This window comes from Constrictibacter sp. MBR-5, from assembly GCF_040549485.1.
Classification (GTDB): Bacteria; Pseudomonadota; Alphaproteobacteria; order JAJUGE01; family JAJUGE01; genus Constrictibacter.
This window is the reverse complement of sequence record NZ_JBEPTK010000001.1, coordinates 619,017-640,785: the sequence shown is the minus strand read 5'-3', so window position 1 is coordinate 640,785 and position 21,769 is coordinate 619,017. Positions and strand designations below refer to the sequence as shown.

The window sequence follows — 21,769 nt, the reverse complement described above, 5'->3', positions numbered from 1 at the left end:
GCCCTTGTCGTCGGTTATCGCCCGGGCGGCAAGGTCATTCGGCGGAAGGTCCGATGCCTTCTGCCGACCGGGCGCCGCGGGGCTTCACCCCGGCACGAAGATGTTGCGGCCGTCCTCGCGGTGGACGGTGCCGGGGCGGCCGAGGCTGTCGCGGTCCTGGAGGTCCTGCAGCGTGGCCTGGTCGGACGGGGTGTTTGCGACGAAGCGCTGGCCCGTGGCCTTCAGGCGGCCGTAGACGACGCCGTAGTCCGGGCCGTTCTTGCCGTGCATGACGGTGTAGGTCTCGATGGTCGCCGGGCCGCTCGCCTCGGAGACGTACGGGACCTTCGGCATGGCGTCGAGTTCGGCCTGGAGGACGGCGGGGTCCTCGCGGGTCCACTGCCCTTCGGTCGGCGTGGTCGAGTAGATGCCGAAGGAATGCTTGGTGACGTAGTTGCCGTTGGCGGTGACGAGGCCGAAGCTGCCCGGCTCGGAGCGGACGCGGCGGAGCATCTCCGAGATCGAGTGCACGACGTAGCTGTTGCCCGGACCGCCGAAATAGGGGAGGCCGCCGGTCACCGTCAGGCCGCGCGGATCGTCCTCGGCGATCCCCATCTCCTTGCAGCCGATCTCTACCGCCGAGGGGAAGCAGCTGTAGAGGTCGAGGAAGCGCATGTCGCCGACGGTCTTGCCGGCCATGTCGAAGGCCTTGCGCGAGCCGTTGCGGATGGCGTGCGAGACGTGGATCTCCGGCCGCTCGGACAGGAACCAGTGGTCGTGGCCGTCGGCGCAGCCGTGCAGGTAGACCCACTTCGATTCGGGGATGCCGAGTTCGCGGGCCAGACCGACGGAGGTGATGATGAAGGCCGCCGACTGGTCGATGAACGCGTTGGAGTTCATCAGCCGCGGATAGGGGAAGCCGATCCAGCGGTTGCCGCCGTCGACCGTCGCGAGCTGCTCGGCGGTGAAGCCGTCGCGGCGCGTGGCGAGCGGGTTCTCCGCGGCCACCCTGGCGAAGCCGGAGAACAGCTTGCCCATCGACTTCAGATGGTCGGGGATGGAGGCGCCGCGCTGGCCGCGGATGGCATTCTCGATCAGCGGGTAGAGGGTGATCGCGGCGCGGATGTTGTGCTTGTCCTCGTCGTCGCTCCAGCCGCGGCGCGGATCGCCGATCAGTTCGGGCTCGCCGCCGGGATCCTCGCGCCAGGAGATGTCGTCGAGGCCGCGGCGCTCGACGCCGTGCTGGGTGCGCAGCGCCTCGCCGCCGACCACCATCGCCGCCTGCATCTCGCCGCGGGAGATCGCCTCGGCGAACTTGTTCACCAGGTACTGGGGCATGTTGCCGCCGTTCCAGGTGTAGAGGTAGCGGGACGCGTCGATGCCGAGGCGCTTGGCCACGCTCTTCGGCGGGTTGGTCGAGGTGCCGAGCTTGGTGGCGAAGCGGTGCGAGGTGTCGGCGAACAGGCGCAGCATGGCGACCGTGTCGATCCTGGCCGCGAGGCCCGGGGCGCCCGCGTCGGCCAGGGCCAGCCGGCCCGCCTCGGCGATCAGGTCGAAGGGCGAGCGGCCCTGCTCGACGGGGGTGGTCATGTCGGTGACGTCGCCGCAGCCGACGAGGATCGGGGTCGTGTCGAGGGGCATGGCTGGCCTTCTGCTCGAAAAGGGGCTTTGGAAAGGGCGTTCCGCCTATTGTCCGCACAATAGTGCACGAGACGGCCGGCGCTTGTCGACGCGGGTTGCGCCCGAGCCGCGCGATGGCGGAAGCCGCGGCAGCGCGCCATTCCGCCGCAGCGGCGCCGCGGACGCTCGCGCGGGCGCCGGCCGCCTCTATGTTGCGTTTGACATGGGATATGAAATTGGGTGAGCCGGGGATGATTAATATCCCGGCAGGTGTCGACCCCCATAGTGAGCGGGCGGGCGACCGGACGAGTGGCCGTCGGTGCCACGAGCGGGCGGATGGAACAGCCATGGACTACGAAGCGATCTTCGCCGAGCGGCTGGCGGCGGTGCACGCCGAAGGCCGGTACCGCGTCTTCGCCCACCTCGCGCGGCAGGTGGGGCGCTATCCGGTGGCGGCGGCGCACGGCCCGGACGGCGTGCGCGACGTCGTGATCTGGTGCGGCAACGACTATCTCGCGATGGGCCAGCACCCGGTGGTGCTCGACGCCATGCACGCCGCGCTCGACCGGCACGGCGCCGGCGCCGGCGGCACGCGCAACATCTCCGGCACGTCGCATCCCGTCGTCCTGCTCGAAGCCGAACTCGCCGACCTGCACGGGAAGGAGGCGGCGCTGGTGTTCAGCTCGGGCTACGTCGCTAACGACACCTCGCTCTGCACGCTCGCCACCATCCTGCCCGGCTGCGTCGTCTTCTCCGACGAGAAGAACCACGCCTCGATGATCCAGGGCATCCGCAACGCTCGCTGCGAGCGCCGCATCTTCCGGCACAACGACGCGGCCGATCTCGACCGGCTGCTGTCGGCGGCGGACCCGGCGGCGCCGAAGCTGGTGGCGTTCGAGTCCGTCTATTCGATGGACGGCGACATCGCTCCCATCGCCGACCTCTGCGACGTGGCCGAGCGGCACGGCGCCATGACCTATCTGGACGAGGTGCACGCCGTCGGCCTCTACGGCCCGCGCGGCGGCGGCGTCGCCGAGGCGCGCGGCCTGCTCGACCGGCTGACGGTGATCAACGGCACGCTGGCCAAGGGCTTCGGCGTCGTCGGCGGCTACATCGCCGCCAGCGCCACGATCATCGACCTGGTGCGCAGCTATGCCCCCGGCTTCATCTTCACGACCGCCATTCCGCCGGCGACCGCCGCCGGCGCGCTCGCCTCGGTGCGCCACCTGAAGACGAGCGGCGTCGAGCGGGCCGCCATGCAGGAACGGTCGGCCACCCTGAAGCGCCGCCTGACCCACGCCGGCCTGCCGGTGATGCCGTCGGAGAGCCACATCGTGCCGCTGCTGGTCGGCGATCCGGTGCGCTGCAAGGCGATCACCGACACGCTGATGGACGAGTTCGGCCTCTACGTGCAGCCGATCAACTACCCCACCGTCCCGCGCGGCACCGAACGCCTGCGCCTGACGCCCGGGCCGATGCACACCGACGCGATGATGGACGACCTGGAGGCCGCGCTGACGACGATCTGGCGCCGGCTGGAGATGCCGCTGGCGGCTTGAGCCGCCGAGGCGCTTTATCCCCAGGTCGACCGCGCCAAGGCTCGCCGCGATCGTGTATGGTGCCCGCAACCCGCCCGCCGCGGCCGCGGGCCGCCCTACGGAGACCGACCTTTCCCCCTCATGCGTGATCCCCTCGACGTCCTCCGCACCGTGTTCGGCTTCGAGGCCTTTCGCGGACATCAGGCCGAGATCGTCGACCATGTCGTGGCCGGCGGCGAGGCGCTCGTGCTCATGCCGACCGGCGGCGGCAAGTCGCTCTGCTATCAGGTGCCGGCGCTCTGCCGCGAGGGCGTGGCGGTCGTCGTGTCGCCGCTGATCGCGCTGATGAAGGACCAGGTCGAGGCGCTGCGCCAGCTCGGCGTGCGGGCCGCCGCCCTCAACTCCAGCCTCGCCTGGGACGAGGCGACCGCCGTGCAGGACGCCATGCGGCGCGGCGACATCGACCTCGTCTACGTGGCGCCGGAACGGCTGCTGACCGATGGGTTCCTGAACCTGCTGGAGCGCTGCCGCATCTCGCTGTTCGCCATCGACGAGGCGCACTGCGTCTCGCAGTGGGGACACGACTTCCGGCCCGAATATCTGAAGCTCGCCATCCTGCACGAGCGCTTCCCCAGCGTGCCGCGCGTGGCACTGACGGCGACCGCCGACGGGCCGACGCGCCGCGACATCGTCGAGCGGCTGCAGCTGGGCGACGGCCGCATCTTCGTCGCCGGCTTCGACCGGCCGAACATCCGCTACCGCATCGTGCCGAAGACCGATCCGCTGCGGCAGCTGGACGCCTTCATCCGCACCGAGCATCCCGGCGATTCGGGCATCGTCTACTGCATGAGCCGAAAGGACGTGGAATCGACGGCGGATTGGCTGGTGGGCAAGGGCCACAACGCCATTCCGTACCATGCCGGCCTGGACGCCGCGGTGCGCGGGCGCAACCAGGACCGGTTCCTGAAGGACGACAAGGTCATCGTCGTCGCGACGGTCGCCTTCGGCATGGGCATCGACAAGCCGGACGTGCGCTTCGTCGCGCATCTCGACGCGCCGCGCAGCCTGGAGGCCTATTACCAGGAGACCGGCCGCGCCGGCCGCGACGGCCTCGCCTCCGACGCCTGGATGCTCTACGGCATCGCCGACGTGACCCGCCAGCTGCGCTTCGTCGAGGCGTCGAACGCCCCCGATGCGCAGAAGCGGGTCGAGCGGCAGAAGCTCGACGCGCTGCTGGGCTTCTGCGAGACGGCGCGCTGCCGCCGGCAGGTGCTGCTGGAATACTTCGCCGACAGCTGCGCGCCCTGCGGCAACTGCGACACCTGCCTGGAGCCGCCCGAGGTCTATGACGGCACGGAGCTGGCGCAGAAGGTGCTGTCGACCGTCTACCGTACCGGCCAGCGCTTCGGTGTGACGCACATCATCGACGTGCTGCGCGGTTCGGCCGGCGAAAAGATCGCCAAGTTCGGCCACGACACGGTCAGCACCTTCGGCATCGGCAAGGACGTGGCGGCCAAGGAGTGGCGCTCGATCGTCCGCCAGCTCGTCGCCGCCGGCCTGCTGGTGGTGGATACCGAGGGGCATGGCGGCCTGGCGCTCAGTCCCGACTGCCGCCCGGTGCTGCGCGGCGAGCGGCGCGTCGACCTACGGCGCGAGCGTGCGGTCAAGGTGCGGCGGGAGTTGCGTGACCGCGACCTGGGCGGCGCCGATTCCGGCCTTTTCGACGCGCTGCGCTCGAAGCGCATGGAACTGGCGAAGGCCCAGGGCGTGCCGCCCTACGTCATCTTCCACGATTCGACCCTGGCCGAGATGGCTCGCACCCGGCCGATCACCATCGACGCCCTCGGCCGCATCCAGGGCGTCGGCCGCGCCAAGCTCGAACGCTACGGCGACGCGTTCCTGGAAGTGATCGGCGAGGCGGGTTAGGGCGCGCCGCTCACCTGACGCCGCTGGGCGGAACGGACCTGCCGCGCTCGTCCAGGCTGAGCGGGCCCGGGCCGGCGAAGACGAAATACAGAAACAGGAAGCAGTAGAGGATGGCCGCATCGCCGCCATTGTTGATCGGGAAGAAGTCCCGCGGGGCGTGCGCCAGGAAGTAGGCGAAGGCCATCGTACCCGAGGCGAGGAAGGCGGCGGGCCGCGTGAACAGGCCGATCGCGATCAGCACGCCGGTCACCAATTCGATGGCGCCGGCAAAATGGCCGGCGGAGCTGAAGTCCCATCCGGCGCCGGCGCGCTCGCCGCCGGGAAAGGCCAGGAACTTCTGCGTCCCGTGCGCGAGGAACAGAAGACCGGCCATGATGCGCGTGATGCTGAGCATGTAAGGCGCGTAGGCGGCGAGGCGGGCGGAATTCATGACGCGTCTCCAGGTCCGCTGGCGGCGTTCGCGCCGCCGATGCCTCTACACGGGTAGAGGCCCGGCGATACTAGCGCCCGAATGCTGCGGTGCAAAAGAATGAAGACGCTTTGGCCGTCTAGCCTTTGCCGAGGGCATGGGCGGCCTCGTCGGCGGCGCGTTGGCCCGACAGGAAGGCACCGTGGGCGGTGCTGAAATAGCGCAGGTGCGTGGCCTCGCCGGCGAAGAAGAGGCGCGGGCCGGCGGGAGCGGCGAGGACCGGGCGCAGGTGGGCTGCACCCGGGCGGGCGGCCGAATAGGCGCCGCGGATCCAGGGGTCGCTCTCCCAGGCCGATACGCGCGTGGCGCCCAGGCGCCGGGCGGGCTCGGGCCCGAAGATGGCGGTGAGGCGCGCCATCGCGAAGTCGACGGCGGCGGCCTCGCCGGCACGCTCGATCTCCGCGGCGAAGCGGCCGCCGATGAAGGTGGTGACGAGGTCGCGGCCGAAGGGGCGGATGTGCAGGATCATCGTGCCGGAGGTCGCCTCGGCGAGGCGGACGGCATGGGCGGCGAGGTCGCCGAACGGGTTGCCGTCGAAGGCCATCGCCAGCTTGTTCGCCCGGCCGAGCGGGATCGCGGCGAGGGCGGCGCGCCGGTCGGCCGACAGCGGCGGGTCGAAGGCGATCGTGCCGGCCGCCAGGACCGAGGTCGAGACGGTCACGATCACGGCCGCCGCCTCGACGCTGCCGGCCGCCGTTTCCACGATCGCGCACCGGCCGTCGTGGCGGACGGCGGTGACGGCGGTCCCGGTGCGGACTGGCAGCCCAGCACCGTAGCTTTGCAGGATCGTGCCCAGGCCGTCGGGGACCGGCCAGTTCTCCTCGGTGTCGGTATAGTTCACCCAGTCGGCGGTGGAGAGTTCGTCGGGGTCGGCCGAGGAATAGGCGGCGACCCAGGCCTCGAACGCCGGGCGCCAGCGCGGATGGTCGGGCAGAACGGCGGAGACCGGCACGTCGCGCCCGGCATGGGCCGCGGCCTCGATCAGCGCCTCGCAGCGGTCGAAATAGTCGATCCGCTCGCTCTCCTCCACCGGGGTCGCCCAGCGCGTCTCGTGCGCACGGAAGAGGAAGCAGCGGCGGATGCGGGTCGGGGTCGTGTCGTAGGCGACGCCGTGCCGTGTCGCGATCCCGGCCAGCGGATTGACGCTGCCGGAATGCAGCCAGGTGGCGCCCAGGTCGACCGGCATGCCGGCTAGGTCGACGGTCCAGGCGCGGCCGCCGATGCGGTCCTTCGCCTCCAGCACGACGACCGACAGGCCGCGGTCGAGCAGGCTTCGCGCCGCGGCGAGCCCGGCCGCGCCCGCGCCGACGACGACCACGTCGACCGAAGCGGGCAGGGCGGCGGGCACGGCGTTCACCTCACGCTGCCGTGGCGCCGGTTTCGGCCATCGCGGCGATCTCGGCGTCGCTGAGGCCCGCCTCCCGCAGGATTTCGGCGCTGTGCTGGCCGAGGGTGGGGGCCATGCGGCGGATCTCCGCGGGCGTGTCGGCGAAGTTCACCGGCGGTGCCGTCATGGTGAGCGGCCCCTCGGTCGGGTGCTCGACCTTGCGGAAGAAGCCGATGGCCGAGAGGTGCGGGTCCTGCTCCAACTCCTCCAGCTTGTTGACCCGCGCGCACGGGATCTCGAGCCGATCGAGCACCGCCAGCCAGTCGTCGGTGGTGCGCTCGCGCAGCATCTCGGCGACCAAGGTGTAGGTGTCGTCGATATGCTTCGTACGGCCGGCGAGCTTGGCGTAGCGCACGTCGGTCGCGAGTTCCGGCCGGCCCGCCTCGACGACGAAGCGCGCCCACTGCCGGTCGGTATAGGCCAGGACTGTGATCCAACCGTCCTTCGTCTGGCACGGCCGGCGCCATTCGGCCAGAACGCGCGGATAACCGATCGGCCCGTCCGGCGGGTCGAAGGTGTGGCCGTAGAGATTCTCCATCAGGGTGAACTGGGTCATCACTTCCAGCATGGGGATCTCGACGAACTGGCCCTTGCCGGTGCGCTCGCGGTTGAAGAGGGCGGCCAGGATCGAATAGAGCGTGGTCAGGCCGCAGGTCTTGTCGGCCGCCACCATCGGCATGAACAGCGGCTCGCCGAAGCGCTTCTCCATCAGGCCGGCGATGCCGCAGACGCTCTGGATGATGTCGTCGTAGGCCGGGCGCCCAGCATAGGGCCCGGCCTCGCCGAAGCCGTGGATGGCGGCGTAGACGATGCGCGGGTTGCGCTTCAGCACTTCTTCCGGCGAGAAGCCGAGGCGCGCCACCGCCTGCGGCCGGATCGAATGCACGAACACGTCGGCGCCGTCGATCAGCGTCTGCAGGGCCGCGCGCGCCGACGGCTGCTTCAGGTCGAGCACGACGCTGCGCTTGTTGCGGTTCGAGGTGAGGAAGGTGCAGGCCATGCCCTCGTTGCGGCTGGGGCCCGTGGTCCGGGTGGTGTCGCCGTCGGGCGCCTCCACCTTGATGACGTCGGCGCCCATGTCGCCCATCAGCATGGTGGCATAGGGGCCGAGGACGACCGAGGTCAGGTCGATGACGCGCACGCCTTCGAGCGGGCCGGGCATGAAGGAAACGCTCCTGCTACGAACGGCGCCGCACCGTGCGACAGAGCCGAGAAACGACTAGTAGCGCGGGGGCGTGCGGGGCGGCAAGGTGGGGATAGCGCCTGGGGCGACCACGATCCGCGAGCATGCGGATCGCGACGCGCGGGGCGGCGGCGACCTCGTCTCTGCCGCCTCCGGCGTATTCGGCCGCGCCCGGCGGCCTCAGGCGGCGCGCAACCGCTTGAGGAAGCCGTCGACCTGTGCCCGCAGGTCGGTTGCGTGACCGGACAGCATCTTCATCGAGTCGGCGATGCGTTCCGACAGAGCGCCGCTCTCGACGGCGAAGCCGTTCACGCGCGCGATACCGGAAGACACGTCGTCGGTCCGCTGAGCGGCATCCTGGATATTGCGCGCGATCTCGCTGGTGGTCGCGCCCTGCTGCTCCACGGCTGCGGCGGTCGTCGAGGCGGACTCGCCGAGTTTGGTCACCGTGGTCGCGACCCCGGAAATCAGTCGCTCGACGCTCGTCGTTGCCTTCTGCACCGCCTCGATGCGGGCGACGATGTTGCCGGTCGCCTGCCGGGTCTGCAACGCCAGCGCCTTCACCTCGGAGGCCACGACGGCGAAGCCCTTGCCGGCTTCGCCGGCCCGCGCCGCCTCGATCGTCGCGTTCAGCGCGAGAAGGTTCGTCTGTGACGCCACGTCGCCGATGAGGCCGACCACGTCGCCGATCTGCCTGACATCGTCGACCAGGGTGCGTACCGCGGCTATGGCGGCCTCGGCTTCACTGGCCGCACTGGTCGTGGCCTGCACGGACTGCGCGGCCTGATCGGCGATCTCATGGATCGAGGCGGTCATTTCTTCCGTCGCGGCCGCCATGCTGCGCACGTTCGCGCTCATCTCGCCCGAGGCGGACGCCACCTCCATCGAACCGTCGCGCGTCTGTGTCGTGGCATTGCCCATCTCTACCGAGGCACGGCTGAGCTGATCGGCGCCTGCGGCGACCTGGTCGACCACGGCGAGAACGTCGGTCTGGAACTGGCGCGTCAGGACCTCCGTCGTCTCCTGCCGCCTCGCCTCCGCCTCCCGCGCGTCGTGGATGTCGACGAGCGAGCCGCACGCACGGCGGGCGACGCCGTCGTTATCCTTGATCACGCCGCCAGTCGCCCGGAACCAGCGGTAGGTGCCGTCCTTGGTCTTCAGGCGGTAGATCGTGTCGTACAGGCCGCCGGTCTCCAGCGCCTTCCCGAATGCATCGAACGTCGAGGCGACATCGTCCGGATGCAGCCGATCCGACCAGGACTGCACGACGTTCGGGAAGTCCGTCTCGTTCGCAAAACCGCAGAGCCGGCGGAACTCGCCCGACCACGTCCAGCGGGCCTTCGGATGCATGGCATCGCCGTCGTGAAGGACGGCATCCCACAATCCGACCCCGCAGTGCCGATCCAGGACGGCAAGCCATTCGAGCCTGTCGCGCTCTGTGGAATCGGATCGACCGAACAGTCCCATGTTGCCACGCTTCGTTCTTTGGGGTGATCCCCCACTCTATGAAGCGACCTGTGAAAGATTCCTGAAAATCCACTCTCGGGGAGGCTGATTGGTGGTGAACAGTGCGCCGCTGCCAGGGCAGCCTCCTCGTGCCCCGTATGCGGCGTGCAGCGCGGGAACGAAGATCACTATAGCCTCCATACGCGTTCACCACTTGCCGCCCTCCGCGGTTGAAGGCGTCCGACCCGCTGCCTATTGTATGGGCGCGGACCGGGCCCCTCTGACGCCTCAGCTTCCCTCTTGAAGTGCGTGATGTCGGCCGCATCGGAAGATGCGATGCTTGAGGCCCGGCACGCCGCCATCCCCCAATCTCGAATCCTCCGTCGCTGCCGTAATCAGGAGGACTCCGTCTCGTGGAATTTTTGTTTTCGGATTGGCTGGGCACGCCCGCGTGGTTCTGGCTCGTCTTTCTCAGCCTCGTGGCGGCGCTGACCGCGTTCGACCTCGGGATCCTCCATAAGGAAGACAAGGAAATGGGGATCACCGAGAGCCTCAGGCTCTCGGTGTTCTATATTACCGTGGCGCTGCTGTTCGGCGGGTGGATCTGGTATGCCCGCGGCGCGGAGCCGGGCATGCAGTATTTCACCGGCTACTTCATAGAGAAGGCGCTGTCGATCGACAACGTCTTCGTCATCAGCCTCATATTCTCCTACTTCGCCATTCCCGCGAAATACCAGTACCGCGCGCTGCTGTGGGGAATCATGGCGGTCATCGTGCTGCGCGGCCTGATGATCGCCGGGGGTGCGGCCCTGGTGAACGAGGCCTACTGGGTACTCTACCTTTTCGCGGCCTTCCTGATCTTCACCGGCGTGAAGATGTTCTTCGCCGGCGACGAGCCGATCGACGTCGCGAACAACCCGGCGATAAGGTTCATATCCACCCACATGCCGGTGACGCGGGAACTGCACGGCCATCACTTCTTCGTGCGGGTCGCGGATCCGAAATCGGGCAGGATAGTGCGGGCGGCGACGCCGCTGTTCCTGGCGCTGGTGGTCATCAACCTCGCCGACATCGTCTTCGCGGTGGATTCCGTCCCCGCCATCTTCGCGATCACGACGGACACGTTCATCGTGTACACGTCCAACATCATGGCGATCCTGGGGCTGCGCGCCCTCTACTTCGCCCTGGCCGCGATGGTCCACCGGTTCCACTATCTGAAGTATGCCCTGGCTGCGATCCTGATCTTCATCGGCACGAAGATCTTCGTCGCGGATTTTCTCCTGGGCGGCGAAAAGTTTCCGCCGGCCGTCAGCCTGGGGGTGACATTCGCCCTGATCGCCGGAGGCGTCGGATACTCGCTCTGGAAGACCAACCGCGAGCCGGAGCCGGAGTGGCCCGCCGGGATGGGACCCGACGACCCGGCGCGCCGGGACTGACCGGCGGCCGATGCGCCGCCGACGCTGCCCGGTCCGCGCCCGTCAGTGGGAGAGCAGCGTCGGGACGAGCGGTGCGGTCAGGATGCTCCGTGTCGCACCGCCGAGCACGAAGTCGCGGAAGCGGGAGTGGCCGAAGCCCCCCATGACCAGCAGGTCGGCGCGGAGGTGGCCGACGGCCGCGTTGATTGCGTCCCCGATGCCCTGTCCGCCACGCTCCATCCGCTCGAACCCGGCTTCGACGCCACGGCGACGCAGCCGCTCCAGAACCTCGTCCTGGCCGATGCTGGCGGTGAAGTCCTTGTCGTCGCCGAAAGCGATCAGCGTCACCTCCGCTGCGCGGCGCAGGAACGGCAAGGCGTCCGAGAGCGCGCGCGCGGCGACCCTGCTGAAGTCCCAGGCGACGGCGATCCGCTCCGCGGCATAGCCGCGGTGATCGTGGGGTACCACGATCACCGGCCTCCCGGACTGGAAGATCAGGCTCTCGGCGACCAGCCGCTCGCTGAGCAGACCCTCCTTGCGGACGCCGGCGACGACCGTGTCCGCCAGGCGCGCATGGTCGGCGGCGATCTCGGGGGTGCTGTGTAGGTGCGAGCGTTCGGTGATGATCGACGCTTCGACGCCCTGGTCCCGTGCCGCCGCGCGCAGGGCATCCGCGGCGCGCTTGCCGCCACGGGCGGCCTCGGGCGCCATCATGTCGAGGTCGAGAACGAGCGCTTCGAGATGGGCCTCGTGGGCGCGGGCGAGGCCGAGGGCATAGGCGGCGGCGCCGCGGCCGGGATCCAGCGTCTCCGAACCGGCGTGCAGAAGCACGGTCTTGACCGTCATCGTTTCCTCTCTCCTCTTCGTCGGCTGCCGGTCGGAGCGATGCTCGCGCGGTGCCGTTCGGACATGGACGGCATGGCGCATGCCCAGGGCCGCGCGCGGGTGCGTAACGATGCAGTCCTTACCATGATTGGCTCAGCCATTCATCCGGGCGCCGCCCAGCCCTCGATATGCGCATAGAGTGCATCCCGCAGCTGCCTGACCTCCGCGTTCAGGCGGGCGAGGTCGGTTGGGGACTGGGCCGAGGCGGCGACGAGGGCTTGGCCGAGGCAGCCAGCTTGGGCGCGCAGCGCGCGGCCCTGGTCGGTGAGGGTGACGACGACCTGGCGTTCGTTGGCGGGGTTGCGGGTGCGGCGGACGTGGCCGGCGGCTTCGAGGCGCTTGAGCAGGGGGGTGAGGGTGCTGGATTCCAGGGCGAGCGCCTCGGCGATGCCGCCGACCGTTTGGCCGTCGTTACGCCAGAGGACGTTCAGCACGAGATATTGCGGGTAGGTCAGCCCGAGCCGGTCGAGCAGCGGCTTGTACACCCGCTGGATCGCGATGCCGGTCGAGTAGACGGCCCAGCAAAGCTGGTCGTCGAGCGGCAGGGGTTCGTTGGTCGTCTCGGCTGTCATGGCACGCTCCTCCGGCCTTCATATAGCGGCTCGGATCGCAAAAAGATATCGCGGTAAGAATTATCTTGACTGGAGGGACGTGTGAGCGTAATTCAGTTATCGCGATAAGTGTTGTCGCGAATGAAGGAGCCACCGATGAACATCCTCTACCGCACCGAAGCCACCGCCACCGGCGGCCGTACCGGCCGGGCCGCCACCGCCGACGGGGCGTTCAGCGTCAGTCTGGTGACACCGAAGGAACTCGGCGGCCCGGGCGGCGACGGCAACAATCCCGAGCAGCTGTTCGCGTCCGGCTATGCCGCCTGCTTCCTCGGTGCCCTGAAGTTCGTGGCGGCCCAGCGCAAGGTGAAGGTGAGCGACGAGAGCACCGTCACCGCGGCGGTCGGCATCGGCAAGCGCGACGACGGCAAGGGCTTCGGCCTGGACGTCGCGCTGACCATCGCACTGCCCGGCGTCGATCCGGCGGTCGCGCGGGAGCTGGTCGACCAGGCGCACATCGTCTGCCCCTACTCGCACGCCACCCGCAACGGCCTCGACGTGCGGCTGTCTCTGGCGGCGTAACGGACGCGGTTCCGGTGGGCGGGATCTCGCGGTTCCGCCCGCAGCCGCCTCCGGCCGGTGGAACTCGGGCGATCAGGCGTGGCGTGGTTCGCCCCGCGCGGCGTCGTCCGCGTCCGCCGCGCGCAGTTCGGGCAGCGCCATGCGGGCGATCGACCACGCGCCCTGGAGGGCGAGGACGGCCATGACCGCGGCGACCGTGACGTCCGGCCAGCCGGTGCCGGTGCCGAAGACGCCGGCGGCGGCGAGCATGACCGCCACGTTGCCGATCACGTCGTTGCGCGAGCAGATCCAGACCGAGCGCATATTGCTGTCGCCGCCGCGATAGGCCCACAGCAGCGCGAGACAGCCGGCGTTGGCGGCCAGTGCGGCGAATCCCACCGCACCCATGGTGCCGGCGTCCGGCAGCGTGCCGCTCAGCGCGTGCCACGCGGTGGCGCCGATCACCCAGAGCCCGAACAGGCCCATCGCCGCCCCCTTGGCGAGGGCCGCGGCGGCGCGCCAGCGCAGTGCCATGCCGACGACGGCGAGGCTGATGCCGTAGGTCGCGGCGTCGGCCAGGAAGTCGAGCGCATCCGCCTGGAGTGCGACCGAGCCGGCCGCCAGCCCCGCCGCGATCTCGACGACGAACATCGCGGCGTTGACTGCGAGGACCGCCCACAGCACGCGGCGCCAGCGGGGATCGCCGTCCCGTCCGGCACCCGGGGCCGGTCCGCACTGGTTGCCGCAGCAGCTCGCGCTCATGCGCTCTCTCCCTTGGGATCGGTCATGCTGTATCCCAAGTTGGTGTCTATGGGCGCTATAGGGTCAAGGCAGGAAACCGCCATGGAACGGCACGACAGGCTGCTGATCGGCGCGCTGGCCAAGGCGACCGGTACCAAGGTCGTCACAATCCGCTATTACGAGCAGATCGGCCTGCTCGCCCCGCCCGTCCGCACGGCTGGCAACTACCGCGCGTACGATCGGACGCATCTGCGGCGCCTGGGATTCATCCGGCGCTGCCGCGGGCTCGGGTTCACGCTGGACCAGATCCGCACGATGCTGGACCTCGCCGGCCGGCACGGCCACGACTGCGCCGAGGTCGACCGGATCGCCCTGGAGCATCTGGACGAGGTCGAGGCGAAAATCGCCGACCTGCAGAGGCTCGCCGGCGAACTGCGCCGGCTCAGCAGCCAGTGCCAGGGCGGCGTGATCGGCGAATGCGGGATCATCGAGGCGCTGTCGCCGGACCTGCAGGCGACGCGCGACGACGGCCGCAGCCTTCAGGGGCTGCCGAACGCGTAGCTGTAGGTGAGAAGCAAGCCTACCGTCTCGGCCCGGTCGCGCTCGACCCGCTCGGTCTTCCAGCCGAGGTTGATGCTCGCCTCGCCCAGTTCGCCCAGGTCGATCGTGTAGCCGGCGGAGGCCTGGAACAGCAGGTCCGTATAGCCGTCGCCGGGCGCGTCCACCCGGCGACGGGTGGCGGAGACCGAGGCGCTCCATGGGCCGTAGGCGGCGCCGAGGCCCCCGGTGAGGTAGAGGCGATCTTCGTCGCTGCCCTGGAAGTCCTCGAAGCCGGCGACCTCGCCGAGGAAGACGAAGGCGAGGTCTTCCGTCGACTGCATCGTGTGTTCGAGGCCGAAGACGCCGCCGGTCTCGTTGCGCGCGCCGTCGTCGCCGTCCTCCCGGATGAAACCGAGAGTGTAGGCGAGGCCGGGCAGGAGCGGCATCGCCTCGCCGGTCGCGGCGACGGCGAAGGAGGTCGGATAGGCGGTGTTGGCGACGCCGGGATAGCGCTCGCGGTTTCGCCGGCGCGGGCGGCCGGAGGCGTCCTCGAAGCGGCGCTCGAAGGCGGTGTGGCTCGCGGGCGTGTTGTCGACCAGGAAGAGCTGGGCGGTGATCCGGTGTTCGCCCATATCCTCGCCGCCGAGCTTCAGGCCGCCGCCGAAGCCGAGCCTTTCATTCAGTTCGTAGTCGTAGGCGAAGTCGGTACCGTAGACGCCGGGCGCGCGATCCCAGGCGAAGCCGAAGCCGAGGTTGAACTTCCCCGCGAGCGCCTGGAAACGTTCGCCGTCGTACAGGGCGTAGAGCTGCTCGAGATAGAGGCCGTGATCCCTGAAGGTACGGTCGCCGGGCTCGTCTCGGACGGGCTCGACGTGCAGGGTCGACTGCAGCGACCATTCGGGCGCGAGATGGAGCCCGAAGGTCGCGGTGCTGTCCGTATAGAGAAGGTTGCGCTCGTCGCCGCCGGCGTCGGCGCGATAGGTGTGGTCGTTGTAGACCTCGACGTCGATCGCGCCGGTGAGGCGCGGATAGGGGGCGTCGGGGGCCGGCCGTGGCTCCTGCTCCGGCGGAATGCCGCGGGGCGCGCCGGAGCCGGGCGAGACCTGCTCCGACGGTGTGAGCTGGGCGGCCACGGGTGTCGCGGCGGCGAGCAGAAGCGCTGCGGCGAGGCTGCCGCCGATGATCCCGGTTCCGGTCTTCATTCAAACCCCTGGCTGGCGGCGCGGCACCGTGGCTCTGCCTGCCTGCTCGCCGGCGGATGCTGCACCCAAGGCATTACCGGTGCCTTACCGCCGTGGCGGTCTCGCCGCATACTCGCCGGAACGGCCGCCGGGGAGGAGGACAGGATGGACTTCGGACTGAACGCCGACCAGACGGCACTGCGCGCGGCGGCGGCGCGCTTCGCGCGGGAGCGGCTGGCGCCGGGCTACAGGGCGCGCGAAGAGGCTGGGCGGATCGATCGCGACCTGCTGCTGGAGATGGGCGCACTCGGCCTGATCGGGGCGGACATGCCGGAGGAACTGGGCGGGCTCGGCGTCGACGGGGTGACCTCGGGCCTGATCATCGAGGCGCTGGCGGTCGCCGACATCAACGTGACCTACGTCCAGCTTCTCGCGTCGCTGTGCGGCGGCATCGTCGCGCGGCATGCGGGGTCGAGCCTCGCGCGCGACGTGGTCGGGCGGGTGGTGCGCGGCGAGGCGCTGATCGCGCTGGGGCTGACCGAGCCGCGCGGCGGGACGGACGCCGCACACCTGCGGCTGAAGGCCGAGCGCGACGGCGCGGACTGGCTGCTGTCGGGCGAGAAGGCGTCGATCTCGATGGCGAGCCAGGCCGACGTGATCCTGGTCGCGGCGCGCAGCGGCAGCGAAGATGACGGCGCGCGCGGCGTCACGGCCTTTCTGGTGGAGATGGACGCGCCCGGCATCAGCCGGTCGGCCTATGACGACCTCGGCACGCGCTGCGTCGGGCGCGGGTCGGTGTGGTTCGACGGCGTGCGCGTGCCGGACGCGGCGCGCGTGGGAGAGCCGGGGCAGGGCTTCACGCGGGTGATGCAGGGCTTCGACTACAGCCGCGCGCTGATCGGCCTGCAGTGCCTGGGCGCGGCGCGCGCCTCGCTCGACGAGACCTGGCCCTACACCGTGGAGCGCGAGGCGTTCGGCCGGCCGATCGCCCAGTTCCAGGGCGTCACCTTTCCGCTCGCCGAGGCGGAGGCGCTGGTCGAATCAGCACGGCTGCTCTGCTACCGCACGCTCTGGCTGCGCGACCAGGGCATGGCGCACACGGCGGAGGCGGCGATGGCGAAATGGCTGGCGCCGAAGGTCTCGGTTGATGCCATCCACCAGTGCCTGCTGACCCACGGCCATCTGGGATACAGCCGCGACCTGCCGCACCAGCAGCGCCTGCGCGACGTGATGGGCCTGGAGATCGGCGACGGCACGGCGCAGGTGGCCAAGCTGATCGTGGCACGCGAGAAGGCGGGGCGGGTGGCGGTGCAGTATGCGGGGCGGTGAGGCTCAGGCCGCTTCGGCGCCGCCGGCCTTGCTGGGCCAGATGCGGCCGTAGAGGTAGAGCATCGCGTCGCCGGTCTTCATGCTCTCGAAACGCGGCGGGTCGTCGGGGCGGACGCAGGTGGGGATGGGGGTGATCTCGGCGTCGTCGTCGGGGTTGGTGAAGAAGCCGACCGAGAAGCGCTCCTTGCCGTAGCGGTTGACGACGCGGTGCAGGGTCGAGGCGAAGCGGTGGTTGGTCCAGAGCTTCATCGTGTCGGCGATGTTGACGACGAAGCTGTTCTCGACCGGCGGGACGACGACCCACTCGCCCTTCGGCGTCATCACCTCCAGCCCGCCGGTATCGTCCTGCTGCAGCATGGTGAAGCCGCCGGTGTCGCAGTGCGCCATGTAGGCGTCGCAGTGCGCCATGTAATTGCCGGTCTCCACCGCGATCTCCGGCGCCTGCGGGAGATCGTGCAGAACCTCGTCGTCGGGCATGTCAGTCGATGTCTCCAGATGCGGCGTCAGCGGCCGGCCGCCTCGCGGCGGGCGCCGAGCAGCGTGTTGAGAACGAGCAGTCCGGTGGTGAGCAGGATCAGCACGGCGGCGACGGCCGCCATGGTCGGATCCAGGTTCTCGTTGATGCCGTCCCAGATGCGGCGCGGCAGGGTGAAGACCTTGCGGCTGGCGATGAACAGCACGATCACCAACTCGTCCCAGGAATGGATGAAGGCGAAAATGCCGCCGGAGACGATGCCCGGCAGGATGCTGGGCACGATCACCCGGCGCAGCGTCTGCGCGAGGCTGGCGCCAAGATTGCGCGCCGCCTGCTCGAGGCGCGGGTCGAACCCGGCGAGGCTGGTCGAGACGATGATGACGACATAGGGGATGCCGGTGACGCCGTGCGCCAGGATGACGCCGGTGTAGGTGTCGAGCAGGCCGAGGTCGATCCAGAAGCGGTAGAGACCGAGCGCGTAGACGATGGTCGGCACGAAGATCGGCACCAGCATCAGCGTGCGCACCGCCTCGGACCAGCGCGTACCGATGCGCCAGCAGCCGATGGCGCACAGCGTGCCGGCGACGAGCGACAGGAGGGCGGCGGCGACCGCGATCGCGAAGCTCTGCCCGATGCTGGAGAGCCACGCCTCGCTGGTGAAGAGGTTGGCGAAATGCTGCAGCGACATGTGGTCCTGCGGCAGCGACAGGTAGCGCTTGTCGGTGAAGGCGACGGGAAAGACGATCGTGATCGGCAGCACCAGGAAGCCGATGATGGTCCAGGCGCCGACGCGGGAGAGGCGGCCCTCGCGGCCGTCGCCATAGGCGCTCATCCGCCCGCTCCGAACAGTTTCCTCAGGTCCACGACGCGGCCCAGCATCCACATCATCGCGAGGACGGTGAGGATCAGGGAGGTCGCCAGCATGGTCGCCGGACCCCAGCGCAGCAGGTCGAGGATCTGCGTGCTGATATATTCGGTGATCATCAGCGTCTTGCCGCCGCCCAGGATGGCGGGCGTGATGTAGAAGCCCAGCGACAGGATGAAGACCAGGACGCCGGCGCCGACGATGCCGGGCAGGCTGAGCGGCAGGAACACCCGCCGGAACGCCTGGAAGGGACCGGCGCCGAGGCCGCGCGCCGCCGCGATGGTGCGCTGGTCGATCTCGCGCATGTTGGCGTAGAGCGGCAGGATCGCGTAGGGCAGCATGTAGTGGACCATGCCGACGCAGATCGCGAACTCGTTCCAGAGCAGCGACAGCGGCTGGTCGACGATGCCGGCGCCGGTGAGCGCGCCGTTGATCACGCCCTCGCGGCGCAGCAGCGTCACCCAGGCGAAGGCGCGCACCAGCGCCGAGATCCACAGCGGCAGGACGACGCCGAGGAAGATCCAGCGCTGCGCCTTCGGGCGCGCATGCACCAGGGAATAGGCGACGACGTAACCGAGGAGCAGGGTCACGAGGGTGGTGATCGCGCAGATCCGCGCCGTCGTGATCAGCATCTTGTGGATCGAGGCGCTGCTGAAGAGCAGGCCGTAATTGTCGATGCCGGGCTTCGGCTCGGTCACGCTGATCCAGAGCACCTGGCCCAGCGGGTAGAGGTAGAAGACCAGCATCAGGACCAGCGCCGGTGCGACGAGGATCCAGTAGGCGTTGACCCGCGGCCGCCGGGCGAGGCGCGCGGCGAGGGTGAGCGGCGGATGGGCGGCGGTGCCGATGGTCATGCGCCGCCCCTCAATCCTCGACCACGAGCGTGGACGCCTCCGGCTCCCAGCCGAGGAAGACGCGCCGGCCGGGCTCCGGCACCAGGTGGCAGCGCCAGGCGGGCACGGTCACCAGCATGCGGCGCTCGCCGGGCGGCAGGCCGTCGGCCTCGATGGTCAGGCGGAAGTCGGTGCCGAGATAGGTGCAGTCGGCGATGGTGCCTTCGAGCAGATTCTCGGTCGCCGGCTTCACGTCGGAGCCTACCTCGATCTTCTCGGGCCGCAGGGCGATGGTCACCGGCTCGCCCGGGGCCGGAGCGCCGGCCGCCTGCGCCTGAACCAGGCGCACGCCGCCGCATTCGTAGGCGAAGCCGCCGTCCCTGCGTTCGACGGCGCGGCCGTGCAGGAAGTTGCTCTTGCCGAGGAAGTCGGCGACGAAGCGCGTGCGCGGCCGCTCGTACAGGCCTTCCGGCGTGCCGAACTGCGCCAGGCGCCCGTCGCGCATGATCGCGACCTGATCCGACATCGACAGCGCCTCGTCCTGGTCGTGCGTAACGTAGATGAAGGTCAGGCCGACGCGGCGGTGCAGGTCCTTGAGCTCGGTCTGCAGGTCGGCGCGCAGCTTCTTGTCGAGCGCGGACAGCGGTTCGTCGAGGAGCAGCAGCGCCGGCTCGAAGGCCAGCGCGCGGGCCAGCGCCACACGCTGCTGCTGGCCACCGGACAGTTGGCGCGGCGTGCGCGCGGCGAGGTTGCCGAGCTGGACCAGCTCGAGCATCTCGCCGACCCGGAACTGGATCTCGCGCTCCGGCCGGTGCCGGACGCGGAGCGGGAAGGCGATGTTCTCGGCGACCGTCATGTGCGGGAACAGGGCGTAGCCCTGGAACACCATGCCGAAATTCCGCCGCTCCGGCGGCAGGTGCGAGATCGGCCGCGCATCGAGCAGGATCTCGCCGCCGCTGGGCGCGACGAAGCCGGCGATCGACATGAGGACGGTGGTCTTGCCGGAGCCGGAGGGCCCGAGCAGCGTCAGGAACTGGCCGCGCTGGACCGACAGCGACACGCCGTCGACCGCCGCCACCTCACCGTAGCGTTTCGACAGATTGTCGAGGGCGAGGGAGTGCTGCAGCTCCGCCATCGTCTTCCCGCATCACCGGACCTTGCGGCCGGCGATGCAGGAAGGGTGCCAGTCCTCGGCGGGCCTTCAGGCGGCCCTGGCGCAGGCGGCGATGTCGGGGAGGTAGGCGTCGAGGCCGGGGACGTTCGCGTGCGGGTCCTTGGCGCGGTCGTCCCAGCGGCGGACGAGGAGGGCGTCCTCCCAGCCGGGTTCGGCCCGGAAGGCGGCGCACTCGGCGTCGCTCATCGGGCCGCCCTGGAGCTCCAGGCTGCGCACGGAGTCGGGCGACAGGCGGCCGAAATAGTCCGCCTCGGTGGCACAGAGATAACGTTTGGCGGCCACGTGCAGGCGGGTCGGCTGGGCGATCTCGTCGCCGAACAGGGCGGCCAGGATGCGGCCGCCGCTGATCTCGTGGCGGTCGTCGATGCCGCGCTCGGCCGGGTTGTCGTTCAGGCGGCCGAGCAGGTGGCCGACGTCGTGGAAGAGCGTCGCCACCACCAGTTCGGGCCGGTGCCCCTCGCTGCGCGCGAGATGGGCGCCCTGGAGCGCATGCTGAAGCTGCGTCACGTCGGTGAGGCCGTAGGGCAGGTCGGCCCGCTCGCGGTAGAGCCGGACCAGTTCTTCGGTGGAGCGGATCTTCATGGCTTGTCTCGACCCGATTCTCTGGCGTCATTGTCGCCGAGGTGTCATCGACGGCGGCTATAGCTCGCGTTATCGCGACTTCCGATGTCAATGGTGTGACGGTGCGGGACGTCGCATGATCACTGCAATGCGACAACGGGAGCCCGCCCGATGACCGACCTCGCCCCCTTCGCCGGCACCGGCCGATTCTGGAAGGGCAACGTCCACACCCATTCGACGCGCTCCGACGGGGCGCTGCCGGTGGAGGTGGTCTGCGCGCGCTACCGCGATGCCGGCTACGATTTCCTGTCGATCACCGATCACTTCATGGAGCGGTTCGACTGGCCGGTGGTCGACACGCGCGGCCAGCGCACCGCCGGCTTCACGACGATCATCGGGGCGGAGTTGCACGCGCCCGCGACGAGCCACGGCGAGCGCTGGCACATCCTGGCGGTCGGGCTGCCGCTCGATTTCGAGCGCAACCTGCCGGGCGAGGACGGGCCGGCGCTGGCGCTCAGGGCATCGCGGGCAGGGGCGTTCGTCGGGATCGCGCACCCGGCCTGGTACGGGCTGACCACGGCCGACGCCCGCACGCTGCACTTCGCCGATGCGGTCGAGGTCTACAATCACACCTCCCAGGTACGGACCGATCGGGGCGACGGCTGGTACCTGCTCGACGCGCTGCTGAACGAGGGGGCGCGGCACACGGCGCTGGCGGTCGACGACGCGCATTTCCACTGCGACGACGGTTTCGGCGGCTGGATCAACGTGCGCGCCGAAAGCTGCGAGCCGGAGGTGCTGCTGGCGGCGATGAAGGCCGGCCGCTTCTATGCCAGCCAGGGCCCTGAGATCCGCGAGGTCACGCTGACCCCGGACACGATCGAGATCGCGTGCAGCCCGGCGCGGGCCGTGATCGCCGTCGGGCGGGCCTCGAAGAGCAGCCAGGTCGTGACGGAGGCGGGCGGCGAGGTCACCCGCGCCGTCCTGCCGCGCGAGCCGCTCGGCGCCAGTCCATGGCTGCGGCTGGCGGTGGTGGATGCGGTGGGACGCCGGGCCTGGACCAATCCAGTCTGGGTCGCCGGGCCCTGACGGGGAACCGCTTCCCGCGCC

At 69.8% G+C, this 21,769-nt stretch carries 21 protein-coding genes; 7 read left to right on the top strand and 14 right to left on the bottom strand.

The features are described from left to right. Positions 1-84: 84 nt before the first annotated feature. Positions 85-1,620, bottom strand: a complete 1,536-nt coding sequence (locus ABIE65_RS03020) for an acetyl-CoA acetyltransferase (RefSeq protein WP_354075408.1) — start codon at positions 1,618-1,620, stop codon at positions 85-87. Between the two features lie 326 nt (positions 1,621-1,946). Here ABIE65_RS03020 and hemA point away from each other — a divergent pair, with 326 nt between their 5' ends. Continuing rightward, positions 1,947-3,158, top strand: a complete 1,212-nt coding sequence (gene hemA, locus ABIE65_RS03015) for a 5-aminolevulinate synthase (RefSeq protein ID WP_354075407.1) — start codon at positions 1,947-1,949, stop codon at positions 3,156-3,158. 120 nt (positions 3,159-3,278) lie between these two features. Next, positions 3,279-5,063, top strand: a complete 1,785-nt coding sequence (gene recQ / locus ABIE65_RS03010; RefSeq protein WP_354075406.1) for a DNA helicase RecQ — start codon at positions 3,279-3,281, stop codon at positions 5,061-5,063. 10 nt (positions 5,064-5,073) lie between these two features. Here recQ and ABIE65_RS03005 read toward each other — a convergent pair whose 3' ends face one another. From ABIE65_RS03005 to ABIE65_RS02990, 4 genes are all read right to left on the bottom strand, one after another. Beyond that, positions 5,074-5,493, bottom strand: a complete 420-nt coding sequence (locus ABIE65_RS03005; RefSeq protein ID WP_354075405.1) for a DoxX family protein — start codon at positions 5,491-5,493, stop codon at positions 5,074-5,076. A gap of 118 nt (positions 5,494-5,611) precedes the next feature. After that, entirely contained in the window at positions 5,612-6,889 is a 1,278-nt protein-coding gene (locus ABIE65_RS03000) for a flavin monoamine oxidase family protein (RefSeq protein ID WP_354075404.1), read from the bottom strand. 1 nt (position 6,890) lies between these two features. Beyond that, the gene (locus tag ABIE65_RS02995; RefSeq protein ID WP_354075403.1) at positions 6,891-8,081 is read right to left on the bottom strand and encodes a CaiB/BaiF CoA transferase family protein; all 1,191 of its coding nucleotides are present in this window, start codon (positions 8,079-8,081) and stop codon (positions 6,891-6,893) included. Positions 8,082-8,282: 201 nt separating this feature from the next. Beyond that, on the bottom strand, positions 8,283-9,569 hold the full coding sequence (locus tag ABIE65_RS02990; protein ID WP_354075401.1) for a methyl-accepting chemotaxis protein: 1,287 nt from the start codon (positions 9,567-9,569) through the stop codon (positions 8,283-8,285). Positions 9,570-9,961: 392 nt separating this feature from the next. Here ABIE65_RS02990 and ABIE65_RS02985 point away from each other — a divergent pair, with 392 nt between their 5' ends. Next, positions 9,962-10,984, top strand: coding sequence for a TerC family protein (locus ABIE65_RS02985; protein ID WP_354075400.1), 1,023 nt, complete (start codon positions 9,962-9,964; stop codon positions 10,982-10,984). A gap of 42 nt (positions 10,985-11,026) precedes the next feature. Here the strand turns inward: ABIE65_RS02985 and ABIE65_RS02980 are convergent, their stop codons facing one another. Further along, positions 11,027-11,809, bottom strand: a complete 783-nt coding sequence (locus ABIE65_RS02980; protein WP_354075399.1) for a universal stress protein — start codon at positions 11,807-11,809, stop codon at positions 11,027-11,029. A 140-nt stretch (positions 11,810-11,949) separates the two neighbouring features. After that, positions 11,950-12,420, bottom strand: coding sequence for a MarR family winged helix-turn-helix transcriptional regulator (locus ABIE65_RS02975; RefSeq protein ID WP_354075398.1), 471 nt, complete (start codon positions 12,418-12,420; stop codon positions 11,950-11,952). 135 nt (positions 12,421-12,555) lie between these two features. Between ABIE65_RS02975 and ABIE65_RS02970 the strand changes: the two genes are divergently transcribed. Further along, on the top strand, positions 12,556-12,981 hold the full coding sequence (locus ABIE65_RS02970; protein ID WP_354075397.1) for an organic hydroperoxide resistance protein: 426 nt from the start codon (positions 12,556-12,558) through the stop codon (positions 12,979-12,981). 72 nt (positions 12,982-13,053) lie between these two features. On the opposite strand, the gene ABIE65_RS02965 is transcribed toward ABIE65_RS02970, so the two are convergent. Beyond that, entirely contained in the window at positions 13,054-13,722 is a 669-nt protein-coding gene (locus ABIE65_RS02965; RefSeq protein ID WP_354075396.1) for a cation efflux transmembrane domain-containing protein, read from the bottom strand. An 81-nt stretch (positions 13,723-13,803) separates the two neighbouring features. Here ABIE65_RS02965 and ABIE65_RS02960 point away from each other — a divergent pair, with 81 nt between their 5' ends. Next, positions 13,804-14,262 (top strand): MerR family transcriptional regulator, encoded by a 459-nt coding sequence (locus ABIE65_RS02960; protein WP_354075395.1) that lies wholly within the window; start codon positions 13,804-13,806, stop codon positions 14,260-14,262. On the opposite strand, the gene ABIE65_RS02955 is transcribed toward ABIE65_RS02960, so the two are convergent. Next, on the bottom strand, positions 14,241-15,443 hold the full coding sequence (locus ABIE65_RS02955; RefSeq protein ID WP_354075394.1) for a hypothetical protein: 1,203 nt from the start codon (positions 15,441-15,443) through the stop codon (positions 14,241-14,243). The two genes, ABIE65_RS02960 and ABIE65_RS02955, sit on opposite strands and share 22 nt — an antisense overlap. 144 nt (positions 15,444-15,587) lie before the next feature. On the opposite strand from ABIE65_RS02955, the gene ABIE65_RS02950 reads away from it, so the two are divergent. Then, positions 15,588-16,751, top strand: coding sequence for an acyl-CoA dehydrogenase family protein (locus ABIE65_RS02950; RefSeq protein ID WP_354075393.1), 1,164 nt, complete (start codon positions 15,588-15,590; stop codon positions 16,749-16,751). Between the two features lie 3 nt (positions 16,752-16,754). Here ABIE65_RS02950 and ABIE65_RS02945 read toward each other — a convergent pair whose 3' ends face one another. The 5 genes from ABIE65_RS02945 to ABIE65_RS02925 form a co-directional block, all read right to left on the bottom strand. Further along, entirely contained in the window at positions 16,755-17,228 is a 474-nt protein-coding gene (locus ABIE65_RS02945) for a 2OG-Fe(II) oxygenase family protein (RefSeq protein WP_354075392.1), read from the bottom strand. A gap of 26 nt (positions 17,229-17,254) precedes the next feature. Beyond that, complete coding sequence (locus tag ABIE65_RS02940) at positions 17,255-18,058, bottom strand: ABC transporter permease (protein WP_354075390.1); 804 nt, start codon at positions 18,056-18,058, stop codon at positions 17,255-17,257. Continuing rightward, the gene (locus ABIE65_RS02935) at positions 18,055-18,945 is read right to left on the bottom strand and encodes an ABC transporter permease (protein ID WP_354075389.1); all 891 of its coding nucleotides are present in this window, start codon (positions 18,943-18,945) and stop codon (positions 18,055-18,057) included. The genes ABIE65_RS02940 and ABIE65_RS02935 overlap by 4 nt, the downstream gene beginning before the upstream one ends. A 10-nt stretch (positions 18,946-18,955) precedes the next feature. Beyond that, positions 18,956-20,059, bottom strand: a complete 1,104-nt coding sequence (locus ABIE65_RS02930; protein ID WP_354075388.1) for an ABC transporter ATP-binding protein — start codon at positions 20,057-20,059, stop codon at positions 18,956-18,958. Between the two features lie 66 nt (positions 20,060-20,125). Next, complete coding sequence (locus tag ABIE65_RS02925) at positions 20,126-20,680, bottom strand: HD domain-containing protein (RefSeq protein ID WP_354075387.1); 555 nt, start codon at positions 20,678-20,680, stop codon at positions 20,126-20,128. Positions 20,681-20,830: 150 nt separating this feature from the next. On the opposite strand from ABIE65_RS02925, the gene ABIE65_RS02920 reads away from it, so the two are divergent. Next, on the top strand, positions 20,831-21,748 hold the full coding sequence (locus tag ABIE65_RS02920; protein ID WP_354075386.1) for a CehA/McbA family metallohydrolase: 918 nt from the start codon (positions 20,831-20,833) through the stop codon (positions 21,746-21,748). The last annotated feature ends 21 nt before the right edge of the window (positions 21,749-21,769 follow it).

What these genes read in the sequence shown, in the direction of transcription:
- ABIE65_RS02935 (WP_354075389.1), bottom strand. Translation starts at nt 18,945, where the DNA reads ATGACCATCGGCACCGCCGCCCATCCGCCGCTCACCCTCGCCGCGCGC.
- ABIE65_RS02940 (WP_354075390.1), bottom strand. Translation starts at nt 18,058, where the DNA reads ATGAGCGCCTATGGCGACGGCCGCGAGGGCCGCCTCTCCCGCGTCGGC.
- ABIE65_RS02945 (WP_354075392.1), bottom strand. Translation starts at nt 17,228, where the DNA reads ATGCCCGACGACGAGGTTCTGCACGATCTCCCGCAGGCGCCGGAGATC.
- hemA (WP_354075407.1), top strand. Translation starts at nt 1,947, where the DNA reads ATGGACTACGAAGCGATCTTCGCCGAGCGGCTGGCGGCGGTGCACGCC.
- ABIE65_RS02950 (WP_354075393.1), top strand. Translation starts at nt 15,588, where the DNA reads ATGGACTTCGGACTGAACGCCGACCAGACGGCACTGCGCGCGGCGGCG.
- ABIE65_RS03005 (WP_354075405.1), bottom strand. Translation starts at nt 5,493, where the DNA reads ATGAATTCCGCCCGCCTCGCCGCCTACGCGCCTTACATGCTCAGCATC.
- ABIE65_RS02995 (WP_354075403.1), bottom strand. Translation starts at nt 8,081, where the DNA reads ATGCCCGGCCCGCTCGAAGGCGTGCGCGTCATCGACCTGACCTCGGTC.
- ABIE65_RS02925 (WP_354075387.1), bottom strand. Translation starts at nt 20,680, where the DNA reads ATGAAGATCCGCTCCACCGAAGAACTGGTCCGGCTCTACCGCGAGCGG.
- ABIE65_RS02965 (WP_354075396.1), bottom strand. Translation starts at nt 13,722, where the DNA reads ATGAGCGCGAGCTGCTGCGGCAACCAGTGCGGACCGGCCCCGGGTGCC.
- ABIE65_RS03020 (WP_354075408.1), bottom strand. Translation starts at nt 1,620, where the DNA reads ATGCCCCTCGACACGACCCCGATCCTCGTCGGCTGCGGCGACGTCACC.
- ABIE65_RS02930 (WP_354075388.1), bottom strand. Translation starts at nt 20,059, where the DNA reads ATGGCGGAGCTGCAGCACTCCCTCGCCCTCGACAATCTGTCGAAACGC.
- ABIE65_RS02990 (WP_354075401.1), bottom strand. Translation starts at nt 9,569, where the DNA reads ATGGGACTGTTCGGTCGATCCGATTCCACAGAGCGCGACAGGCTCGAA.
- recQ (WP_354075406.1), top strand. Translation starts at nt 3,279, where the DNA reads ATGCGTGATCCCCTCGACGTCCTCCGCACCGTGTTCGGCTTCGAGGCC.
- ABIE65_RS02975 (WP_354075398.1), bottom strand. Translation starts at nt 12,420, where the DNA reads ATGACAGCCGAGACGACCAACGAACCCCTGCCGCTCGACGACCAGCTT.
- ABIE65_RS02970 (WP_354075397.1), top strand. Translation starts at nt 12,556, where the DNA reads ATGAACATCCTCTACCGCACCGAAGCCACCGCCACCGGCGGCCGTACC.
- ABIE65_RS02980 (WP_354075399.1), bottom strand. Translation starts at nt 11,809, where the DNA reads ATGACGGTCAAGACCGTGCTTCTGCACGCCGGTTCGGAGACGCTGGAT.
- ABIE65_RS02955 (WP_354075394.1), bottom strand. Translation starts at nt 15,443, where the DNA reads ATGAAGACCGGAACCGGGATCATCGGCGGCAGCCTCGCCGCAGCGCTT.
- ABIE65_RS02920 (WP_354075386.1), top strand. Translation starts at nt 20,831, where the DNA reads ATGACCGACCTCGCCCCCTTCGCCGGCACCGGCCGATTCTGGAAGGGC.
- ABIE65_RS02960 (WP_354075395.1), top strand. Translation starts at nt 13,804, where the DNA reads ATGGAACGGCACGACAGGCTGCTGATCGGCGCGCTGGCCAAGGCGACC.